Raw genomic sequence first — 3,175 nt, 5'->3', positions numbered from 1 at the left:
GCGCCACCCGGTGCTCGGGCAGCCCATAGATGCGGTACAGGTACCGAAGACCATGGACGGTATGCTTGAAAAAACTCTCCGAAGGGGTTTTGTGACGCCTTTTTTGATGGTGCAGATAGTCCAGGACCTGTTCCCTGTCCAATGACAGGGGGCCGCACTTGAAGTGCATCGCCATGTGCGCAAGACAACGGGCATAGTTGGCAAGGGTGCTTTGGCTCTTGCCCGAGAGCTCAATGGAGCGCTCCAATTTTTGGAAGTTCAGGGCAAACTCGGGAACCTCGATGCAGGCCCGCTCGATCAGGATACTACTTTTTTTTCATAATTTTAAGGTGTTAAGATTAAACAGTTCTTAAAGGTAGTGAATGGTGAAGACTTGAAGCTACCTTTAGGTTTAGTTCAACAACGGCTATAAGTAATTGCTTGGTTTCCATTATAATAAAACAATATTCCCCGCATCAAAACCCCAGAAAGTTGAAAAAGAACCCCCCCCCGAAACCGCAACTACTCATAGCCACGACCGTTGTAGCCAATTTGAACAAAAATTTCGGATAAAAAAATCACAAGAACCTAGACCCTTGTGATTTTGTATTTTAATCAAACGATATCTTAACTACTCTTTAAAATTAATCTCAAGATGTGATTCTAGCCTTTTGAAATCATTCTCGATATTTGGATTTTTCATTACATCAAAGCAAGCGAAAGTTGGCAATGGTTGCATACCAAAAAACTTGAAATTCATATGCTGTGCAAAGTATAAATCATCCACCGATTTACCTGCAAATAGAAATTCGTTTTTGTCGTTAAAAGACTCTTCTGGAGCATTGAAAGTTAATGACAGCATATATTTGGTGTCTTGCATTAATCCACCAGCCCCATAATTTTTCTTTGGTTTTTCTGCTGTTCTTCCATCATTCTGACTCATTTTACCAAACATACCTGCGGTGTAAACTTCATCCATATATTTCTTGAAAATCCAAGGAAAACCCATCCAATTGGTAGGTGATTGTAGAACAACGACATCAGCCCATGTATGTTTATCCACTTCTTCATCTGTATTCCATTCGTCTTTCATTGTGGTGGTTTTAATTTCGTAGCCAATACTTTTTAGATAGTTTCCAATACGCTTGGCGATTTCTTTATTCAATTCGCCTTTGGCAAATGGATATTCTTGATGTGCATTTATAATAAGTGCTTTTTTCATAATTATTTTTGTTTTTAAAATCCAAACATTCCGTTATCATTTGCTAAATTTTTGGTTGGAATTTCTTGTATAACGTCCCAATGCTCTACGGCTTTACCATTTTCAAAACGTAATAAATCGTAAAATACATTTGTAGTTCCATTCCAGTTTCCTTCACTCACGGTGAGTACAAAATTACCTTCACCTAATACTTTGTGGATTTTAGTGTATTGAAACATATTATTCTGCGAAGTGAGGTACTGAACAGCTTCCACTATTCCATTTAATCCATCTTTAATGGCAGGATTGTGTTGGTCGTATTGCTCGGCACTGATGTAATCGGTAATTTTATTCGGATTTTTGCCCATTAAAATATCTTCTACCATAGATTTTGCCAAGGATTTGTTCGCTTCGGTTTTGTCTAAATCTACAATATCAGTTGCACCATCTACTTGAGTTCTTCCGCTTGCTGTTTGTGCTACAAAAGGTTGCAGGGCATCCCAATGTTCGGCTATTTTACCATTCTCATCAAATCGTAAAATATCGAAAGACACCATTTTATCTGCACCAAAAGGCTTGGCACCTGTCCATAATTGATGTAGCACTACAAAATTTCCGTCTTCGATGACACGAACTGCTTCGGCTTTGGTTCCATTTTCTTTTAGCATAGGAAACAGTTGAATAAAAGGTTCTAATCCTGTGGGAAGAAATGGATTGTGTTGAATGTAATCTGGATTGGCTAGTGCTCTTACTTTATCTACATCTTGCGAGGTTACGGCTTGTACAAAAGCCACAGCGGTTTCTTTTTTGTTCATTTTTAATGTTTTTGAATTAGAAGTTTGTGTTGATTTGTCGCTATTTGAATTTGTTTTAGTTGAATTACAACTTGCAAATACACTTGCGAACATTACTACCATTAATACTTTTTTCATTTAGTGCGTTTTTATATTACTTGCATAACACAAGCAAAATTATAACAATACTTTTATTATGCAAGTATTATTTTAAATAAATTGCAAAGTGCAAGTGAAAATTATATTTTGTTATCTTTGTGCGTTTTAAGAGGAATAAAAGAGAATGGAAACAAAATTTAGATGCAATTGCCCTTTTACTTCGGCTTTAGATATTCTAGGCGATAAATGGATGTTGGTGATTGTGAAGCAAATCTTAATGGAAAACAAACAGACCTTTAAGGACTTTACAGAAAGTGATGAAGGAATTGCGACCAACATACTGACCACAAAATTGAAACAGCTTGAAGCGTTTGGAATTATTACTAAAACAAAACTTCCAAACAATAATAAATCGAACATCTATCTTTTAACCGAGAAAGGTTTGGCAATGACACCAATTATTGTTGAATTGGGAATTTGGAGCGACAATCATCTAAGAGACTTTAATCCAACTATTGTAAATAAAGGTGGTATAGAATTATTAAGACGTGATAAAGTAGAATTTACTAGAGTTATAAAACAACAGTACCGAGAAAAACTGGCTACAATAACTAAGCGTTCGTGCGGTCGGTACGACCGAGCATGAACGCGGTGTTGAACTACACCGGGTTCTTGGTACCTTTTTCTGCTATGGGGATTGGTCTGTATTGGAAGGGAGGTTTGCAGCGGCACCTGGGCCGATACTTTTGTGGTTTTAGATATTCTTGACCCGCGTGGGCATACTTTCCACGATCCGGAGCCTTGAATCTCTAGCTCCATCGGGCATTTTTCGGCAAAACGTCCACTTAGGGCCATAGGTGTCCCGTACGGCCATTACGCCGTTCTGATCTGTGGGTCTCCATCTTGTTGTTTCAGCTTCTTGATCCAATGCTTGGGCGGCCCCCTGCCGTCGAACACGAACACCGTTGCCAAAGTGCCCTCTTTGCACCTAGGGCACTTTCGGTGCAATATGGGCGGTGGTTCTTGTTTGGGGGCCGGTCGGCCCATTTGGGCCATGAGCAGCGGCAGTACCATCTTCTTTTTGGCACTGCTCAAGATACCA

General features: G+C 39.2%; 4 protein-coding genes and 1 pseudogene. 1 reads left to right on the top strand and 4 read right to left on the bottom strand.

Annotated features, from left to right (window positions below):
* The 3 genes from ACKWCC_RS19065 to ACKWCC_RS19055 all read right to left on the bottom strand — a co-directional run.
* Window positions 1-247, bottom strand: a 247-nt coding sequence (locus ACKWCC_RS19065; RefSeq protein WP_413997562.1) for a phage integrase N-terminal SAM-like domain-containing protein, incomplete at its 3' end; no start/stop codon positions are given.
* A 363-nt stretch (window positions 248-610) separates the two neighbouring features.
* Window positions 611-1,201: an NAD(P)H-dependent oxidoreductase gene (locus ACKWCC_RS19060; protein ID WP_413997561.1), complete on the bottom strand. Its 591-nt coding sequence runs from the start codon at window positions 1,199-1,201 to the stop codon at window positions 611-613.
* Window positions 1,202-1,215: 14 nt separating this feature from the next.
* Window positions 1,216-2,112, bottom strand: a complete 897-nt coding sequence (locus ACKWCC_RS19055) for a nuclear transport factor 2 family protein (RefSeq protein ID WP_413997560.1) — start codon at window positions 2,110-2,112, stop codon at window positions 1,216-1,218.
* Between the two features lie 145 nt (window positions 2,113-2,257).
* Between ACKWCC_RS19055 and ACKWCC_RS19050 the strand changes: the two genes are divergently transcribed.
* Window positions 2,258-2,719, top strand: a complete 462-nt coding sequence (locus ACKWCC_RS19050; protein WP_413997559.1) for a winged helix-turn-helix transcriptional regulator — start codon at window positions 2,258-2,260, stop codon at window positions 2,717-2,719.
* A 227-nt stretch (window positions 2,720-2,946) separates the two neighbouring features.
* Here the strand turns inward: ACKWCC_RS19050 and ACKWCC_RS19045 are convergent.
* Window positions 2,947-3,175: pseudogene (locus ACKWCC_RS19045) on the bottom strand (IS91 family transposase); the annotation flags it as partial.

It is taken from the genome of Maribacter aquimarinus (genome assembly GCF_047345505.1).
Classification (GTDB): Bacteria; Bacteroidota; Bacteroidia; order Flavobacteriales; family Flavobacteriaceae; genus Maribacter.
Note: the sequence above shows the minus strand (reverse complement) of the source record. Positions and strands in the feature narration are given on the sequence as shown.